This window comes from Kribbella sp. NPDC051952, assembly GCF_040680855.1.
Taxonomy (GTDB): domain Bacteria; phylum Actinomycetota; class Actinomycetes; order Propionibacteriales; family Kribbellaceae; genus Kribbella.
Map to the genome: position 1 here is coordinate 258,408 of NZ_JBFAXQ010000007.1, position 15,375 is coordinate 273,782.

Here is a 15,375-nt window from a genome sequence, read left to right on the forward strand (position 1 = left end):
CTCGGCGACACCTTCGTGACAGGCCGTGGATTCCCTATCGACGGGTCCGGGGCCGGGGGATGGCCGTCAGGTGACCGGGGCCATCGGCCACCAAACTTCGTGTTCACTTCAGGTTCACCGGCAACCCCGGTCCGGGCGGGGATCGGGGTCGCCGGCGGCCGGTTACGGCGTACTGAACAGCTGGATCATCGAGCGGCGGACCAGGTCCGTGCGCATCGCCTGTGTGGTCAGGCCTTCCGCCCCGAAGCCGAGGTAGACGGTGTCCCTGGTGGCGATGCCCGCGCCTTCGTCGAAGGCGGCCGTGGTGCGGATCCAGTCGTTCGGGTTCGCGGCCGAGCCGGCCGGTGCGCCCGGGACGGTCCAGCCGCCGAAGTCGGTCTCGAACGAGGTCTGCTCGGTGGTCCCGGCGGTGACCGAGGTGTCGTCGACGAAGACACCGAGGCCCTGGGTCTCCCAGTCACTCATGTACGTGAGTGAGACCTCGACCTGCTTCCCGGCGTACGGCGTCAGGTCGACGGTCCAGTCCTGCCAGCCACCGCTGGATCCGGAGAACGCGTGCCACGCACCGGTAGTCCCGGTCGGTGAACAGTCCGCGCCCTGGTAGTGGGACAGGAACGGATGCAACGTTTGCACCCCGGACAGACAGCTCTCACCGGTGGCCTGACTCGTGTGACCGTTGCTGTCCGGCAAGGTCGTCCAGTCGTTCTGCCCGACGGTGTGCGCCTCGACGAACACGAAGTCCCAGTCCGCCTCGGTGTCGGCTGAGACCTTGAACGACAAGGAGCCGCTCGTCACCCCAGCGAGATTCACTGTCCGGGTCAGCCGCTTGTAGCTCGCGTCCGCGCGCTGGCTGTACACGTACTGCGAACCCGTGAACGGCGAGAACGGTGCACCGCCCGGCCGGTTCCACTTCAATGGCGCCGTACTGGCGAACTGCGGGAACTGTGCCTTCGGCAACACACTCGACGTGAGTACGAACGCCGCCGTGTGGTCCTGGTTGTTCGCGGAGTCGCCACCGTTGAGAGTCCCGGCGAACCCGTTGAAGGCGCTGCTCACGCCACCGATCGGGACCGGAGCACCGTTCGCATCACTGCCGCTGTTGTCGACGTAGCTGTAGGCGCCCAGCCAGTACTGTTCGAAGTCGTTCAGCAGCGGGAGACACGGGTACTGGTTCGGTGTGGTGCACTCACCCTGCTCCTCTTCGAACGGGTTGTAGAAGTACCCACCGTCCTGACTGCTCGCGTAACCGGCGTACTTGCCCGTGTAGAGCAGCTTGCCGCCTTCGTTGAGGTAGTCGCGGACCGACAGTTCGAGGTCGAGCGCCAGTTCGGCTGCGGTGCCGGCGACCTGACCGACGTCCCGGGTGATGATGTCGTCGCCGGTCTCCCAGACGACGGCCCTGTAGTGCGAGAGAACGCCCAGATGATGTGGCGCGGTCCGGTTGTTCGCGTCCACGTCGTACACGTCCGAGCTGATCCCGGAGGCCGCGAGTGCGGCGGCGTACTTGGTGGCGTACTTGTTGCTCGTCGTACCTTGGGCCGGGCTGAGTCCGGTGGTGTCCTCGGCGGCGAGGATCAGTACCTTCCCGCCGATGTCGGTCGCGACCTTGTAGGTGAAGTGCTCGCTGGCCACCGTGCCCTTGTTGTTGCCGGTGAACCAGACCTCGACCGAATCGCCGGGCCTGGTCTTGCGGACGGTCCCGCGGAACTCGCCGTAGTAGTGGTTGTCGGAGTCGCCGTACCGCTCGCCGCCCTTCCACTCCGACACCTTGTCGGTGACGGTGCGGCCGCCGTTGATCTTGTAGTTGAGCCGCAGGTTCTTCACGGCCCGCTTGGCCGTCACCGCGACCGGCTGGGTGGTCCCGTACGAGACCGCGAAGGGATCGGCGACCAGGTCGGCGGGTTTGAGACCGACCACGGAGACCGGGTCGTCCGGGTCCTGCGCGGACTTCGCGACGGACAGCGCGAACGGGACGTTCTTGGCGAACTCGGCCTGGATCAGGCCCTCGTCGTCGGGGAACGTGAAGACGCTGACACAGTCCTCGGGCAGCCACTGGTCGTTGGGGTCGACCGCCGATGCGGTCTGGCAGGTCGACATCTCCGGGGTGAACGCGAGCGTGCCGTACTTGTTCGTCGCGTGGCCGTCGGTCTCGCCGTTGGTGGTGTAGAGCTCGGCCGAGATGTCCGGGTCATAGCCGGGTACGGCGGGATTCGCGTCGTCACCGGTCATGGCGGCAGACAGGATGTCGTCGGGTGACGGCGTACTGACCTGCCAGCCGACGCCGTACAGCAGGAGCTGCGCGGCGGAGTGGTAGTTGATCATCTCGGTGAAGCGGACGGTGCGCATCAGGCCGTCGAGGGCCTTGGTCTCCGGCTCGGAGTTCGGACCGGTGCCGCGGTAGGTGTCGCTGTTCGGATCGGGGGACGAGCCTTCGTTGTCGTAGCCCCACTTGACCGCGAAGTTGCGGTTCAGGTCGACACCGTCGCCGGGGGCGATGGCCCCGTCGCCGTTGTTGTCGCGCAGGTTCTTCCGCCACAGCCGGTCGCCGGTGAACGTGTAGTCGTACCCGTCCGGATTCGCGACCGGGAGGAACCAGAGTTCGGTGGTGTTCAGCATCCTGGTGATGTCGGCGTTCTTGCCGTAGTTGTCGATCACGTGGTGCATGAGCCGCCGCACCATCTCGGGCGTGATCCACTCGCGGGCGTGTTGGTCGCCCATGTACAGCACCGAGGGCTTGTTGCCGTCCTTGAACTGGCGGGCGTTCTTGGTCACCTTGACGGCGAGCATCGGCTTGCCCTGCACCGTCGTACCGATCCTGACCAGCTTGGCCAGCGCCGGATTCGCGGCCGCGGTCGCCGCCAGTTCCTCGGCGAGTCCGCCGGGTCCGCTGTACGGGCGGAACACCGTCGGGCCGGCCGCGGTGAGGCGCGCGGCTTCGTCGGACGCGTCCCGGCCCTTCACCTTCTTGACCTTCAGGTCGACGCCGTCGGAGCGGAGCTTGTCGGCCTGCCGATCAGTGACGATGACCTCGACACTGACCTTGCCGTTGGCGGCCTTGCCGGTCGTGACCGCCTCCCGGTCGACGCCGATGTCCGCCAGCTTCTGCAGTTGCTGCTGGTCCACCTGACCGACGTACACCTCGAGGTTGTCACCCCCCGGCCCGGGTGCCGCGGTTGCTGCCGGTCCGGCGGCCAACGCCCCCGCCATGACGGCCAGTACTGCGATGAGAACAGGAGATCTACGCATGTCGCCCCTCCCCGGTCAACGATGCATCTGGCTGGCAGCCTCCTGTGACCCAGGTCACAAGTCAACAGCCGGTGGCTCTCGATCACCGGGCGTGCTCGATCTCACCCGGGCCGTACATACCAGTGCGAGTGTGGTTCGGCCTACGGTGGGAGGATGAGTCATCGAAGTGAGTCGGGGTTCGAGATCGCGCCTGTGTACGGAGCCGACGCACTGGACGGGTTCGAGCCCGCGGAGAAGCTGGGCGAGCCGGGGAAGTTTCCGTTCACCCGGGGCGTCTACCCGACGATGTACACCCAGCGCCCCTGGACCATGCGCCAGTACGCCGGATTCGGTACGGCGGCCGAGTCGAACAAGCGGTACCACCAGCTGATCGACCACGGCACCATGGGTCTGTCGGTCGCCTTCGACCTGCCGACCCAGATGGGGTACGACTCCGACGCCCCGATCGCGCACGGCGAGGTCGGCAAGGTGGGCGTCGCGATCGATTCGATCGACGACATGCGGGTGCTGTTCGACAACATCCCGCTGGACCAGGTCTCGACCTCGATGACGATCAACGCGCCGGGCTCGGTGCTGCTCCTGCTGTACCAACTGGTCGCGGAGGAGCAGGGGGTCGCCGGGGACAAGCTCACCGGGACGATCCAGAACGACGTACTGAAGGAATACATCGCTCGCGGCACCTACATCTATCCGCCGAAGGAGTCGCTGCGGCTGATCAGCGACATCTTCGCGTACTGCCAGACGGAGCTGCCGCGCTGGAACACGATCTCGATCTCCGGCTACCACATGGCCGAGGCCGGGGCGACGCCCGCGCAGGAGATCGCGTTCACGCTGGCCGACGGGATCGAATACGTCCGTACGGCGGTTGCCGCCGGCCTCGACGTCGACACCTTCGCGCCCCGGCTGTCGTTCTTCTTCGTCTCCCGTACGACGCTGCTGGAAGAGGTCGCCAAGTTCCGGGCCGCGCGGCGGATCTGGGCTCGGGTGATGCGGGACTCATTTGGTGCCAAGAACCCGAAGTCGTTGATGCTGCGGTTCCATACGCAGACGGCCGGGGTGCAGCTGACCGCGCAGCAGCCGGAGGTCAATCTCGTCCGGGTCGCGATCCAGGGGCTGGCCGCCGTACTGGGTGGAACGCAGTCGCTGCACACGAACTCGTACGACGAGGCGATCGCGCTGCCGACCGAGAAGGCGGCCCGGTTGGCGTTGCGCACGCAGCAGGTGCTCGCTTATGAGACCGACGTGACGGCGACGGTGGATCCCTTTGCTGGTTCGTATGTCGTCGAGGCGCTGACCGATGAGGTAGAGGCGGCCGCTGTTGAGCTGATGGATCAGGTCGAGGAGTACGGCGGCGCCGTGGCTGCGATCGAGAAGGGCTTCCAGAAGCAGGAGATCGAGCGGTCCGCCTACCGCATCGCCCAGGAGATCGACTCGGCCGAACGGGTCGTCGTGGGGATGAACAAGTTCAAGGTCGACATCGAGGAACCGTACGAACCCCTCCGCGTCGACCCTACGATCGAGGCCCAGCAAGTAGAACGCCTGGCCAAACTCCGCGCCGACCGAGACCAGCCGGCCGTCGACGAGGCCCTGGCGGCCCTGAAGAAAGCTGCCGAGGGCAACGAAAACTGCCTGTACCCCATGAAACAAGCCCTAAAAGCAAAAGCCACCGTAGGCGAAGTCTGCAACACATTAAGAGAAGTCTGGGGCGTCTACGTCCCCGCCGACACCTTCTAACCCACCGCCCGCCAAATGACACCGCTCCGCGGCGACAGCATCTTGCCGCCTTCGGCGGGTGCGCGGATCTGGGTCTGGCCCGGGTGTGGTTGGCGCGGAAGGACTGTGGTGAGCGGGGAGGGATCAGATCGCAGAGTCGGCGCTCAACCTCGGCGCCAGGCACTCGAAGGACACCGCTTGGCGGCGGCAGTCCTTTGCCGCCTTCGGCAGGGTGCACAACAGTGATGCCGCGCAGCTGTGGTCGGTGTGCGGCATATGTGGTGAGACCGCAAAGGACACCGCTTCGCGGCGACAGCCCTTCGCCGCCTTCGGCGGGGGCGCGGACCTGATCACGCGCGGGTGGGATTGGCGCGGCCCGACCGCGATGAGCGGGAAGACCTTCCACGCACCGGTACGCGCTCTCCTACGTCGCGTACTCGCCGGCGCTCCCGCCCACCCGAGGCACGCGGGCTCCTGTCGTCGCGCGCTTCACAATGAATGACGCGCAACCGAACGAGCTGAACGCGTCCGCTACGCGCGCTCCTACGTCGCGTGCTCGCCGGCCGCTCGCCGACGTGATCAGGCGCCGGCCTCTCGACCCTGGGCCCGTGTGGATGTTCAGCCCGGCTCTCGGCCGAGGGACCACACTCGCACGCTGTCGTCAGTCACCTCGTACATGATCCGATGATCGCCGACGTGGAGTCGATAGATCAGGCTGTCGCCCCAGTGCACGCTGCCTGGCGGCGCCGGGTTCTTTACCAGCCCTCTAACCGCGGCAAGCACCCGGCGAGCGGCCACGGTGTCGTCAGCCGCGAGCGTGCGGTACCCGTCGAGGAAGCCGACCTCGACAACCAGGTGTCGCTCGGTCACTGCTCCTGGGCCGCTTCAGCCTCGGCAAGCGCCTCTTCCATCATGGTAAAAGCCTCTTCGGCCGGGATCCACTTCGGGCCCCGCGCATTGATCTCGTCGATCAGCTCTTGATCGGCCGCGTCTTCGAGGGCCTGGAATCGGGCCAGCATCTCCGGGGAGATCACGGCGGCCGCGACCTTGCCGTGGTCGGTGATCATCACCGGCTCGTGCCCGTACCGGGCCGCGTTGACCATCTCCGCCGTGTGGCGGTTCGCCTCGGTCATGCTGTACATCGTCGACATGACCACCACGATACTCCTCATCTCAGTAAATTACTGAGATTCAGGATTTCACGCTGCCATTGAGTCGGTGGTTGCCACTGGGGCCCACTGTACGTAGTTCTAGGTGTACGAAGCGAGGTGTGCTTGCGGTCACGACGCTGCGGTTGCCACGAGGACGGCCGGCACGTAGTTCTCTGTGAAGAGCAACTAAAAGCGAGCGAGGTATAGGCATGGGCACCTTCAGGACTTGGCTGGAAAGACCAAAAGGCAGTGATGTCGAGCGAGACTCGGCGGAGCAGGTCCTGCAGTGGCTGACGCCTGATCTTGAGGCGACCCTTGCGAGCCTGGATGGTGCACCGCCTGCGGTTGCGAACGCGGTCGTTCAGCTACTTCCGTTTGGGTCGCGGGCCGTGCTGGAGGATCAATGTTTGGCCACTGCTGATCCTGGTGCTAGTGGTGGAGGAGGGCGTCGACGGGTCAAGCTGACCCCTTTAGCCTTCGAGGTGATGGCGGTCGCAGCGCGCAGAGCCAATGCGGACCCCAACGGTGTGGCCGCACTGGCGGAGCGGGCGGAGAGGGCTGCGCAGTTCGCGGATTGAGCCCAGGATTTCGGCTTGATCCTTAGACGGCCTTGCGAAAGACGCACGGTCGCGAGGAGCCTGGTCGAGGCATCGGGTTTGGGATGCGATCCTATGGATCTCCATCCGCCAACTTCATGTAGGACTGGAATCGAACGAGTGCTTTGGCAACTGCCGTATGGCTGACGTCAATTTTCCGCCCCAACTCCCGATTGCTAGGTCGGGATCCGGTCCTATCGACCTCATCGAGCAGGCGCGTGACAACGACGTAAGCAGTGTGATCTCCAACTTGTCTAGCCTCGCTCAGTGCCGCGCGCACAATCTGGGCTGTCGCTGAGCCGTCCAGCGCGGCCGCCACGTCGTCGTCGGTATGGGGCGACTCAGGCAGAAGGTCGGGCTCTATAAGCACCTCACGCTGTCTCCTGATCCGTGACCGCAGAAAGTCTGTGGCTGTCCATTCAGCTAGCTTCATCAGGTAGCTGGACGGATTGTTCTCGAGATCGAGTTGACCGTCGCCTTTGAGCCGGAGTAGGCGCACCATGGCATCGCTTGCGATGTCTTCAACATCCTGGGGTGCTAGCCCGCGGAAGCGCCTCGAAACAAACGCACGCACCAAAAGCAGGGCGGACCTGTAGTCATCCTCGGTCAGCCCTCCTGGAGGCGACTCCCGAGGAGCCCGTTGGTCGTCGGAGTCGATTTCATCGCTCACTGTGCTGCCACCAGGCTGAGGCGGTTGGAGAAGCGCAACACGATGGACTCCACACGCGCTGTGCTGATCTGAGGATTTCGCAGGCGGTCGACGACCTCCTGCCACGCGGGCTTCCTCAGCTTCTCGTCGAAGAGGTCAGCGAACTGGTGGACCACTAGGTAGTCGATCTGCTTGTCCTCCAAACGCAGCTGCGCCAGCGCTGCTCGGAACACGGCGGCGTTGGCGTGTGCTCCGAACGTCTCCTGGACCAGCTCATCGTCGCTCAAGCCATCGACGCCGGCCGTACTGATACCGGAAGCTTTGTATTCTTCCAGGGCGGCATCAATGATGTGTTTGAAAAGATCTTCCGGATCCATCGGATTCTTTGGCGTTCCGGCAACATAGTACGGCGCCACGTAGGCATCTATGCTGCGCTGAACAATCGTGCAGTACTGGCTGTCGTCCAGACAGGTTTTGAAGCGTGCGCGCAGGTATGCGAGCAAACGCTCATGTAGATCTGCGTAGTCCTCCGCGGTGACAACGGCGCGTGGGCGACGGCTAAGCCTTGCGGATAGCCGTGTGGCGGCGTGCCTGGCGGCGCGCAAAAGCGCGTCTTGGTCAGCCAAAACGGTCATACTCCCCCCGCGAGTCGGAGCCGTGGGCATCCGATCGCTTTCAGACTCTTCCAATCCCTTCCCCGCGGTGCATAATACGCTGATACGCACGCGAAGTAGATAGATCTGGCCAGCGCCATCCAGGGGGGAGGCGGGGCGTTGACTCTGTTGGTCTCTGTCCTCACAGCAACACTCTTTGCGGTGTTCGGGCCGCCATACGTGCTCTACCAGTACTGGTTCACCTGGACACCCATCGGAACGATCGTTGGAACCGTCATCTATCTCGCCCTGGCCGGAGGCGGCGGCGGATTCCTCGGATGGTTTGCTGCAGAAGTGGCGATGAAGGCAAGCCCTACGCAGAACCCGTGGGTTGACGGCATCATCTACGGAATCGCTGGGTCTTTCGCACTGCGCGCCGACTTCAGTAGCCGTCATGTTCGATCGACAAGTCCTCACCAAACCGAGATGACTAAGGCTGCGTCACTCCTAAATGCAAGCCTTAAGTGGACGACCTCCCTCCTCGACACTCGAGCTGATCGAGCGATCGAGACCTGGGTAAATCACCTACCAATAAAATCTCTGCTGACAGAGGCATATAAAGTTACCGCCCGGATCAACCGGCAAGAAATCGATGACAAGGCGAAGAACGCGCTCAATACTCGGTTGGTGGAAGCCATGGAGCTCGCGCGGAGCGCCGGCGTCAAACAAGAAGAGGGCCGGTCTCGCGTCCGTGACTATGTCGCAGAATTTATGTCCGCGAACCACACGCCACGTCCCGGTGTAATGCGCTCGCCGAAGCCCGCGCCGAAGCCCTCTCCGCCGCGCAAGTCGCCGGCGCAGACCGGGCCCACTGAGGCCGGCTCCACCTGACCAAGGCTGTTGCTAGGACAGGAGCGCGTCCGCAGCTGTGGTGTCGGTCCGCGACCGCTGCTCGTCGGCGCACGATGGTGTGCGTTGGTGTAATCACGGAGGCGTTGATGGCTCAGAGGTAGGGATCCTGCTCACCGACGACCTCGACGGCAACGATCGCTCGGCCGGCTGTGGAGAGAGCATCGCATGTGTGCACGTCGTGCGAGATCACCCCGGCACCAAGAACGTCGCCAACCGCGAGGCGCCGTGCATCTAGATCAAGCCGCGCGCGACCGATCAGGAACAGACGAGACAAGAAGGGTGCCCGTTCAACTGTCTGGCGCGGATGCTCGCGCCGTAAAGGAACGGGTTCGCTCTGACGGCTAATAGATCAACAACGGCGGCCGAGACCCGACCGGCTCCCGAGAGGTCTTGGTCCGGCCTGGGCGATCCGGATGAGCAGGTCGCGCAGGAATTGGGCCCGACCTCGTCGGCCTGCTGGATGCGGAGGGAGGCTGCACGCAGGTGGCGATCATTCCCACCTTCCAGTGTCCGATCTCGCCCTGCCGAGTCGTGAGCTCGGCGTGCCAGGGTCAGGTTCGGGCGGTGTTCGTAGGTGCTCGTCCTGTGGATCGCTGGCCCATCGGCGACCGACAGTTGCGGCATTCCTGTGATGTCTCAGGACTCGGCTGGGAGGTTGTGGAGGAAGTTGCGTAGGGGTTTGAAGGACTGGTGGGGGGATTGGCGGAATACTCCGTGTCCTACGGCGGCCAGCACCTCTACCTGGGTGGCGGTGTTGGTGAGTATTGCCGGTAGGCGGCGGGCTGCGGCTGCGGGGGATACTGGGTCGTCTTCGCCTGCTAGGACCAGGGTCGGGCAGGTGACTGCGGTCGCGAGAGCTGGGGTCAGTTCGGCAGGCCCGCAGCGGCCCGCCCGGAAGTGCGCTTGAACCTCGTCGTTGATCATCGCTCGTGCCCTGCGCGAGGCCAAGTCACCGTCCGAAGCGCCGGCATACAACGGCAACCCATGATCGGCCCACGCCTTGGTCGCCGATGGGCTGGTGTCACCGCCCAGGTATCTGGCGGCAGCATCCCGGGCTACCTGCCCTCCGCGGCGCTCGAATACATCGAGGCTCTCTTCGAGAGAGGTGGGCACGCCGAGAGTGCTCTCCAGGACCAGACCCGCGACCAGGTCCGGATGCCGAGCTGCGCACTCGATCGCGACCCTGCCGCCACTTGAGGAACCCACCAGCACCGGGGCACGGATATCGAGTACGTCGCAGAACGCGGCGATGTCGTCGGCCCAGCGCGTCCAGGTCCACATCTCCGGCCGGCTGTGGTCGGACCGGCCGGAACCGCGCTGATCGAGGTAGATCACCTGAGCGACGTCGGCGAGGACCGAGAATTCTGGCTTGAACAGGCTGTGATCCGCACCTGGTCCTCCGTGCAGGAGAAGCAGAGTCGGCCGCGACAGCATCGCGTCCCCCTGAGCCGTCAGGCCACAGCCTTCGACATCGAAGTAGAGAGACACATCTTCGACGGCCACACGCATCCCGGCATTATGCCCCGGACAACTCGACAGCGCTCAGGACCGCGGAGCACCGGCCGCGGTCGGCGCCACCTCCTGGCCGGCGAGGTGTTCAGCACGGCGCTCGTCCCGCAGCTCAGTCCTGCTCGTCGGCCGCATTGTCGGCGCCACCCGAGGCTTGCTCGTCTGCCGTATCGTTCTCGGCTGCGTCGTTGTCGGGACGGCGACGGAAGGCTCGGTCGGTGAATCGGCTGGAGAGCTTGCCGGTTGCCGATTTGGCCCGGCCGAAGGTCTCGCCGCCGAGGCGCCTGGCTGCGTCGACGCCGTCTGCTCCCGCATCAAAGGCCTTGTCCTTCACCTCGGTGGCCGCGTCCGCCCATCGCCTCGCCTCCAGCGACTGTCGGCCGCCCTCGATCCCGAGGCGCCCGTGGAACTCGACGACCGCGTTCGCGACGTGGTTGCTCGAGTCCACCACAGCCCGGGACGAGGTCGGATGCAGCAGCACCTTTGTGTTGGCGGTGCCGGCGGCCGCATCCATGCGGGCCATCAGCCGCTCGGTGCTCCGGGATATGAGCTCCAGCCGATTGTTGCGTGCAGCCTTCAGTCCGACGCGATGCCGGTCCAGCTCTTCCGGAGACGCATCCAGCACACGGTCGAGTTCGAGCACGGCCATCGCGTCCTGCAGTTGGAAGCAGCGGGCCAGAACGGCGAGCCATTCCTGGACCTCGGACGCGGCAGACGTAACCGCGTCGGCGAGATCACCGATCTTGGTCTCGCGCTCCAGGTTCTCCGCGAGCGCGTCGAGGTGACGCAACACGTACGCCTGCGTTCGTGCGATCGCGAGCGTGGTGGACTGCACCTTCGACCACGTGACGTCGGAGACCCGTCCCACCTGCTCCCGGATGGTCATGGCTTCCTCGATCACGAAGTCCACGCCGATCATGTCCGCCAGGACAGCGTCCTTCTGACCACGCAGTACGTCGTCGACCTTCTTGTCGATCGTGGCGAGATAGTCGGTGATCTCGTCCATCGCCTGCTGCATCGCAAGCTGCGCCATGATGCCGGCGGCACCAGCCAGAATCGCCGGGTTGGACAACAGTGCTCCGGGCTTCACGAATTCGACGAGTCCTTTGACCTTGCCGTGATCCGTCAACACAGCACGGCTGACGCCCGGGCTCGATCCCTTCATCAGCTTGTACTTGTTGAGACTCTCGGCGGACTTCTTGGTCAGCTTCACCCAGCGTCCCGAGTTGGCGGCAATCTCGGAACCCGCCTGTGCGGCTGCAGCCCCCGTACTGAGGACAGCTCCGAGCCGTGGCAGCCCGAGGTCCTTCGATGGCAGTCCCTCAGAGACGAGGAAGCGCTCGACAGCCGCCGGCTCCCCGATGACCGCCAGCCCGTCGCCGTCACTGATCAGCTGAATCTCGTCGTCCATCGTCGGCTCCTGAAGTGTGGCAGCTCAGTCCAGTAAGGCGGTTGTGGTTAGGACTGTGGTGCCTAGGGCTATGGCTTCTTCGGAGGGGTCGAAGGTGGGGGTGTGCAGGTCGCCGGTGGTGTCCAGGGTGGTGGGGCGGACGCCTAGGCGGGCCATGGCGCCGGGGGTGTGTTCCAGGTACCAGGCGAAGTCTTCGCCGCCGAGGGACTGGTCGGTGGGGGCGATGGCGCCGGCGCCCAGGGTTTGCTGGACGGCGTTGTGGAGTACGTCGATCGCCGCGGCGTCGTTCATCACCGGTGGGACGCCGTGGGTGACCTCGGTCTCGACATCGACGCCGTACGGCGCTACGAGCTGAGACGCCAGCGTGGGAATCAGTTCAGCGGCCAGGCGCCACGCGTTGGCGTCGAGGCAGCGGAGGGTTCCTTCGGCCTCGCCGCGGGACGGGATCGCGTTGGCGGCGGAGCCTGAGGTGATGCGGCCCCAGACGAGTGACATGCCGGCGCGGGGATCGACGCGCCGAGAGAGTGCTGCTGGGAGTTCGGTGACCAGGGTGGCGAGCGCGTACACGAGGTCAGCGGTCAGGTGCGGGCGGGACGTGTGACCGCCCGGCCCGGTCAGCCGGACCAAGATCCGGTCGGCGGCTGCGGTCAGCGCGCCCACCCGCAGACCGACCTGACCGACCTGCAGCCGCGGGTCGCAGTGCAGCCCATAAATACGGCGGACCCCGTCGAGTCCGCCCGCCGCGATGACGCCGAGCGCGCCGCCCGGCATCACCTCTTCGGCCGGCTGGAAGATCAGCCGCACCCGTCGATCCAGTTGCCGGTCGCGGGCCATCCCGGCCAGCACAAGACCCGCACCGAGCAGGGCCGAGGTGTGTACGTCGTGACCGCAGGCGTGCGCGACTCCGTCAACGGTCGACCGCCACGGCGCCTCGACCGCGTCGGGCACCGGCAGCGCGTCGATGTCGGCTCGCAGTGCGATGCACGAGTCACCGGAACCGATGTCGCAGATCAGCCCGGTCCCGGTCGGGAGCACCCGCGGCGACAACCCGGCCTCGACCAGCCTCCGCTCGAGGAGTTCCGTCGTACGAACCTCGTGCCAGCCGAGCTCGGGGTGTGCGTGCAGGTCACGCCGTACGTCGACCATTTCCTCGCGCACCGCCTCGACGCGCGCCAGGACGTCCGCGACCAGCAACTGATGACTCATCCAGCCGATTGTGCCATTCAGCCTTCAGCTCGTTGCTTCGCCACCGCGAACGACCACTCCACCTGGGCCCCGGTGGTGAGCCGGAGCGTCAGTGCGGTCCGCTTGGACAGCACCTGTTGCCGGGACGGTACGCCGTCACACATGACGACCCACGGTTCGCTGTCGGCATCGGTCACGAGGAGAGGGCTGTCACCACGACAACGCGCGTACAGCACGTACTGCGGGCCGTAGTCACCCTCGATCGGCGTGGACTCCGGCCCCTTGCCGGCCCGGCTCAGCACAATCTGGTCCGACGGCATCGGAGCGATCGCGATGCCGTCGTCCGGTGGCGCGGCGACCGTCGGGACGGTGGCGTCGGGGGTCTGGCCGCCGCATGCAGCGACCAGACCCGCCAACGCCACCAGCCCGCTCAGCCTCAGTAGTAGATGCGCCACTGGGCCCGGCTCGGTGCGTGCGCCACGTACGACTTACGGATGGTGCCGGCGCCACCGCCGTACCAGTTGAGGACGCTGCGGCCCTTCACGTTCTCCTGGACGATGCCACGATCGCAGTAGATGGTCTTGTGCGGCTTGATCGAGAAGGTCGCACTCGTCACGTACCCGGTCACCATCGAGGTCTCGATGTTCGCCGACAGCGACGCCTCCATGCTGGCGAAGATCGCGGCCTTCATCTCGACCTTGATCCCGGCGGTCATGCCGAACTTGATCGTCTTGCTGGTGTTCGACTCGCACTTCCCGGTGGCCGTGTTGTCCAGGTCGTTGCGGATCGAGTCCCGGTAGCCGACCTGGAACGACACCGGGATCCGGGCGTCGACCGTGCTGCAGGCCTGGTAGTTCGAACCGGTCCGGCACCGGGTCGCCAGTGCGGTGGACTGCGCCGAGGCGACCGGCGCCTGGAGCGTGATCAGGCCCGCGACCAGGCCCAGGCCCGCGGCGATCGCTCCGATCCGTACTGTTCGTGATCGCATCTTTCGTCCTCCCGTTGGAAGTGACCAGCCATCCGGTCACTCTTCGCTATCGGAATCTAACGCTCCGTGGGGGCCAGGAAGAAACGTTCTGCAACAACCTGCACCTGCTGTGACCTAATCGCCGGTCACTTTCCGGTATCGAGGGCCTCAGGCCGGAAAAACGCCGCGTATCTCACCGCGCGCAGCGACGTTCTGGCTGAGGGTCACAGCGGAAACTACGATTAAGTAACGAGCATTTCAGTGACGCATCGTCAGTGGCTGGGGGGTCCGAGCGGGTCTAGGGTGTCGCTGCACACGCCTGCACGGGGCGGGCAAATATCTAGGAGGGGCATCTTGCGGCACACGACCAAGTTGGCGGCTCTGGCCGTCACTGTGGTGCTGATGGTGGCGGGCTGCGCGAAGAAGGAACAACCAGGTGGTGCCGCCGCAAGTGACGAGCTGTGCGCCGACAAGTCGGGGAAGGGCCCGAAGATCGGCCTGGCCTACGACATCGGCGGTCGCGGCGACCACTCCTTCAACGACCTCGCCGCGGCGGGCGTGAAGAAGGCCGTCGACGAGCTCGACGCCACCTGTGAGGAGTCCGAGGCTGCCGCGCAGGAGCCCGACTCCGCGAAGGAAGAGCGGCTGCGGACCCTGGCCGAGGCTGGGTTCAACCCGATCGTCGGCGTGGGCTTCGTCTACACCGAAGAGGTCAACAAGGTCGCCAAGGAGTACCCGAACGTCAAGTTCGCCGTCGTGGACGGATTCTCCGAGGGCGCGAACATCACCAACCTGGTGTTCTCGGTCGAGCAGGGCTCGTTCCTGGTCGGTGTCGCCGCCGGCCTGAAGACCAAGAGCAAGAAGGTCGGCTTCATCGGCGGTGCCCGTGGCCCGATCATCGATCCGTTCGCGGCCGGCTACAAGGCCGGTGTGGCCGCGGTCGACCCGAGCATCAAGGTCGACATGAAGTGGCTGTCCGACAAGGGCGACGAGAAGGCGTTCGCGAACCCGGCCGGCGCCAAGACCGCCGCCACCGCGCTGTACGACGGCGGTGACGACATCGTCTTCCACGCCTCCGGACTGTCGGGTGGTGGTCTGTTCGACACGGTCGCGACCAAGCCGGACGGCACCTGGGCGATCGGGGTCGACTCCGACCAGTACCAGACCGCGACCCCGGAGCAGCAGAAGCACATCCTGACGTCGTCGCTGAAGAAGGTCGACGTCGCGGTCTTCGACTTCGTCAAGGCGGTCAAGGACGGCAGCGCCAAGGCCGGCTACGACCTGTACGACATCAAGCGGGACGGTGTCGGCTACGCCACCAGCGGTGGCTTCGTCGACGACATCGCGCCGAAGATCGAGGAGTACAAGGCGAAGTTGATCTCAGGTGAGCTCAAGGCGCCGTCGAAACTCTGACGACTGAAACCCTCGGGCTCGGGCTGGTGA

13 protein-coding genes are annotated in these 15,375 nt (G+C 65.4%); 3 read left to right on the forward strand and 10 right to left on the reverse strand.

What is annotated here, in order from left to right:
* Positions 1-162 precede the first annotated feature (162 nt).
* The gene (locus AB0L70_RS16330) at positions 163-3,246 is read right to left on the reverse strand and encodes a M14 family zinc carboxypeptidase (RefSeq protein ID WP_363684610.1); all 3,084 of its coding nucleotides are present in this window, start codon (positions 3,244-3,246) and stop codon (positions 163-165) included.
* Between the two features lie 153 nt (positions 3,247-3,399).
* Here AB0L70_RS16330 and AB0L70_RS16335 point away from each other — a divergent pair, with 153 nt between their 5' ends.
* A complete protein-coding gene (locus tag AB0L70_RS16335) occupies positions 3,400-4,980 on the forward strand; it encodes a methylmalonyl-CoA mutase family protein (RefSeq protein WP_363684612.1) in 1,581 nt (526 codons plus the stop codon).
* A gap of 597 nt (positions 4,981-5,577) precedes the next feature.
* Here AB0L70_RS16335 and AB0L70_RS16340 read toward each other — a convergent pair.
* From AB0L70_RS16340 to AB0L70_RS16355, 4 genes are all read right to left on the reverse strand, one after another.
* Positions 5,578-5,829, reverse strand: coding sequence for a type II toxin-antitoxin system RelE/ParE family toxin (locus AB0L70_RS16340; protein WP_363684614.1), 252 nt, complete (start codon positions 5,827-5,829; stop codon positions 5,578-5,580).
* Positions 5,826-6,131 (reverse strand): type II toxin-antitoxin system prevent-host-death family antitoxin, encoded by a 306-nt coding sequence (locus AB0L70_RS16345; RefSeq protein WP_363684616.1) that lies wholly within the window; start codon positions 6,129-6,131, stop codon positions 5,826-5,828. The genes AB0L70_RS16340 and AB0L70_RS16345 overlap by 4 nt, the downstream gene beginning before the upstream one ends.
* A 648-nt stretch (positions 6,132-6,779) precedes the next feature.
* Positions 6,780-7,376, reverse strand: coding sequence for a hypothetical protein (locus tag AB0L70_RS16350; protein WP_363684618.1), 597 nt, complete (start codon positions 7,374-7,376; stop codon positions 6,780-6,782).
* Positions 7,373-7,990, reverse strand: a complete 618-nt coding sequence (locus AB0L70_RS16355) for a hypothetical protein (protein WP_363684620.1) — start codon at positions 7,988-7,990, stop codon at positions 7,373-7,375. The genes AB0L70_RS16350 and AB0L70_RS16355 overlap by 4 nt, the downstream gene beginning before the upstream one ends.
* Before the next feature lie 138 nt (positions 7,991-8,128).
* Here AB0L70_RS16355 and AB0L70_RS16360 point away from each other — a divergent pair, with 138 nt between their 5' ends.
* Positions 8,129-8,839 (forward strand): hypothetical protein, encoded by a 711-nt coding sequence (locus AB0L70_RS16360; protein ID WP_363684622.1) that lies wholly within the window; start codon positions 8,129-8,131, stop codon positions 8,837-8,839.
* A 657-nt stretch (positions 8,840-9,496) separates the two neighbouring features.
* Here AB0L70_RS16360 and AB0L70_RS16365 read toward each other — a convergent pair.
* The 5 genes from AB0L70_RS16365 to AB0L70_RS16385 all read right to left on the reverse strand — a co-directional run bounded on the left by AB0L70_RS16365 (position 9,497) and on the right by AB0L70_RS16385 (position 13,953).
* Entirely contained in the window at positions 9,497-10,369 is an 873-nt protein-coding gene (locus AB0L70_RS16365; RefSeq protein ID WP_363684624.1) for an alpha/beta hydrolase, read from the reverse strand.
* 112 nt (positions 10,370-10,481) lie between these two features.
* On the reverse strand, positions 10,482-11,780 hold the full coding sequence (locus AB0L70_RS16370) for a hypothetical protein (protein WP_363684626.1): 1,299 nt from the start codon (positions 11,778-11,780) through the stop codon (positions 10,482-10,484).
* 24 nt (positions 11,781-11,804) lie between these two features.
* Positions 11,805-12,986, reverse strand: a complete 1,182-nt coding sequence (locus AB0L70_RS16375; RefSeq protein ID WP_363684628.1) for an amidohydrolase — start codon at positions 12,984-12,986, stop codon at positions 11,805-11,807.
* A 17-nt stretch (positions 12,987-13,003) separates the two neighbouring features.
* Entirely contained in the window at positions 13,004-13,387 is a 384-nt protein-coding gene (locus tag AB0L70_RS16380) for a hypothetical protein (protein WP_363684630.1), read from the reverse strand.
* Between the two features lie 14 nt (positions 13,388-13,401).
* Positions 13,402-13,953 (reverse strand): hypothetical protein, encoded by a 552-nt coding sequence (locus AB0L70_RS16385; protein ID WP_363684632.1) that lies wholly within the window; start codon positions 13,951-13,953, stop codon positions 13,402-13,404.
* Positions 13,954-14,286: 333 nt separating this feature from the next.
* Here AB0L70_RS16385 and AB0L70_RS16390 point away from each other — a divergent pair, with 333 nt between their 5' ends.
* Complete coding sequence (locus tag AB0L70_RS16390) at positions 14,287-15,345, forward strand: BMP family ABC transporter substrate-binding protein (RefSeq protein WP_363684634.1); 1,059 nt, start codon at positions 14,287-14,289, stop codon at positions 15,343-15,345.
* The last annotated feature ends 30 nt before the right edge of the window (positions 15,346-15,375 follow it).

Excerpts from the sequence above, each read along its gene's own strand:
- AB0L70_RS16330 (WP_363684610.1), bottom strand. The coding sequence starts at position 3,246 with ATGCGTAGATCTCCTGTTCTCATCGCAGTACTGGCCGTCATGGCGGGG.
- AB0L70_RS16335 (WP_363684612.1), top strand. The coding sequence starts at position 3,400 with ATGAGTCATCGAAGTGAGTCGGGGTTCGAGATCGCGCCTGTGTACGGA.
- AB0L70_RS16345 (WP_363684616.1), bottom strand. The coding sequence starts at position 6,131 with ATGAGGAGTATCGTGGTGGTCATGTCGACGATGTACAGCATGACCGAG.
- AB0L70_RS16355 (WP_363684620.1), bottom strand. The coding sequence starts at position 7,990 with ATGACCGTTTTGGCTGACCAAGACGCGCTTTTGCGCGCCGCCAGGCAC.
- AB0L70_RS16365 (WP_363684624.1), bottom strand. The coding sequence starts at position 10,369 with ATGCGTGTGGCCGTCGAAGATGTGTCTCTCTACTTCGATGTCGAAGGC.
- AB0L70_RS16370 (WP_363684626.1), bottom strand. The coding sequence starts at position 11,780 with ATGGACGACGAGATTCAGCTGATCAGTGACGGCGACGGGCTGGCGGTC.
- AB0L70_RS16375 (WP_363684628.1), bottom strand. The coding sequence starts at position 12,986 with ATGAGTCATCAGTTGCTGGTCGCGGACGTCCTGGCGCGCGTCGAGGCG.
- AB0L70_RS16385 (WP_363684632.1), bottom strand. The coding sequence starts at position 13,953 with ATGCGATCACGAACAGTACGGATCGGAGCGATCGCCGCGGGCCTGGGC.